Annotated in this window: 1 pseudogene; it reads left to right on the plus strand. The window is 57.6% G+C overall.

What is annotated here, in order from left to right:
• A pseudogene (cysW, locus tag SB822_RS59345) lies at positions 1-250 on the plus strand (sulfate/thiosulfate ABC transporter permease CysW); the annotation flags it as partial.

Genomic DNA, 250 nt, shown 5'->3' on the forward strand with positions numbered 1-250 from the left:
CGCCAGTTACTGCTGACGCTACTGGACATTCCTTTTGCCGTGTCACCGGTGGTTGCCGGTCTGGTGTATCTGCTGTTCTACGGCTCCAACGGCCCGCTGGGCGGCTGGCTGGATGAACATAATCTGCAAATTATGTTCTCCTGGCCGGGAATGGTGCTGGTCACCATCTTTGTGACGTGTCCGTTTGTGGTGCGCGAGCTGGTGCCGGTGATGTTAAGCCAGGGCAGCCAGGAAGACGAAGCGGCGATTT

Source organism: Paraburkholderia sp. SIMBA_054 (genome assembly GCF_046534875.1).
GTDB classification, from domain to species: domain Bacteria; phylum Pseudomonadota; class Gammaproteobacteria; order Burkholderiales; family Burkholderiaceae; genus Paraburkholderia; species Paraburkholderia hospita.